Here is a 1,691-nt window from a genome sequence, read left to right on the forward strand (position 1 = left end):
AGCCCGCCCTCCGCCTGGGGGTCGTCGTACCCGCGGGCGGCCCGCACCACCCCGGCCGGGAGCCCGGCCGCCGACGCCTCGGGGACCGGCACGGACCTCAGGTCCACCACCGGTAGGTCACCGTCGGTGCGGATCGCGTCACCCCCGCCGTTGCGGGAGTGGTAGCCGGCGGAGAAGTTCTCGAGCACCCGAACACCCGCGGCGGGGACGTGGTAGCGGATCGAGTCCACGATGTAGTCGCGCTCCACGTCGATATCCGCGTCGATCTTGTGCGTCACCTGGAGGGTGAACAGCGACAACCCCACGGCCCGGTCGTAGGTGCCGGCCCCGAGCCACTGCACGCGGTGGCCGCCGGGCAGCAGCCACCCGTCTGGGCACCGCCAGAACCGGACGTGGTGCCGTTGCGCGGCGTTGCCCTCGACCTCCTGCTGGTAGGCCAGACACTGCCTGCGTCCGAAGAGCCGCAGGGGGCTCACCGGCGCGGAGGGGTAGGACCGCCGGAGCACCGAGGACATGATGATGCCCCAGGAGGACCGGACCGTGATGTCGTCGGCCAGCACCCACCCGCAGGCCGTCATGGTCTCGTGGATCTGACGGGCGGTGCCGTCGACGGCCAGGTTGACCGGGTCCCCCAGCAACCCGTCCGATGTCCGGGTCCGCGCGATGAAGTATCCCGGCACGTACACCGAGGTGATCAGCGTCTGCAGCCGGGGCAGGACCAGATAGGCGACCAGTGCCCAGAACGGGATCAGGAGGAACAGATGCCACCAGGTGTGGCGCCACACGTCGTCCAACAGCCGCCAGCCGAGCCATCCGGCCGCGAGGGTGGCCAGGGTGAAGAACACGGTGTCGACGACCTGGCCGGGCAGCGCCGGCCGCACGTCGTCGTCCCGCACCTTGGACGGCAGGCGGGCGTAGACCGGGGGCGCGGTCGGCGCGGACCGCTCCGCGCCGGGCGTCTGCACCGCTCGCTCACTGGTGGACATGGCTAGACGATAGTAGGCGGTACCGGCCGTGCGGACCGCGATGACTGCCAGAATGTCCCCGTGCCCACGCCCGATCCGACCCCGGCCAGCAGCCGGGGTGTCCACGAGGAGTACCTGCGGTCGCTGGGACTGCCGCTGATGATCGTCCCGTCCACGCGGTCTCGCGAGATACTCATCCGCTCCGCCGGAGTCAGCGCCGGTCTCGCGGTGGCCACGTCGGGTCTCTCCGCGTTGGACCGCTCGAACGATTACGCGGTGGCCCTGCTCGAGCGGGTCGGTGAGGATTCACCGGAGCTGGACGACATCGGGATCACAGATCCGATCATCCTGCTGCTCCTGCTGGCGCTCGGCTTGTTCGCCGCCGCGCCGTTGATCGGGTGGCTGGTGGCCCGCGTGGTGCGACGCCTGGACCGGGTGTCCGGCTCGGTCGTCGGTCTCGTCTCGGCGGTCGCCCTCGTCGTGGCGGCACCTCTCACCTTCGAGGCCCACGACGGCCCCGGCCCGGCCACCACCTCGCTCCTCCTGGCGGGGGTGCTGGTGGGTACCTACATCGGTGTGGGTTCGCTGGTGCGCTGGGCCGCGCGGCGGGTCCGGCGCGAGCTCGGCACCATGGGCCACATGGTGGCCCGGGTCCTGCCGGTCCTCATGTTGGCCGTGCTCTTCCTGTTCTTCAGCGCGGAGATCTGGCAGGTGATGGTGGCGCTG

1 protein-coding gene and 1 pseudogene are annotated in these 1,691 nt (G+C 71.1%); one reads left to right on the forward strand and one right to left on the reverse strand.

Going from position 1 to position 1,691, the window contains the following annotated elements:
- On the reverse strand, window positions 1-986 hold a 986-nt coding region (locus tag G6028_RS09725), incomplete at its 3' end, for an LssY C-terminal domain-containing protein (RefSeq protein WP_241730663.1).
- A gap of 60 nt (window positions 987-1,046) precedes the next feature.
- Here G6028_RS09725 and G6028_RS09730 point away from each other — a divergent pair.
- Window positions 1,047-1,691, forward strand: a pseudogene (locus G6028_RS09730) (hypothetical protein); the annotation flags it as partial.

This window comes from Dietzia cercidiphylli, from assembly GCF_014145145.1.
Taxonomy (GTDB): Bacteria; Actinomycetota; Actinomycetes; order Mycobacteriales; family Mycobacteriaceae; genus Dietzia; species Dietzia natronolimnaea.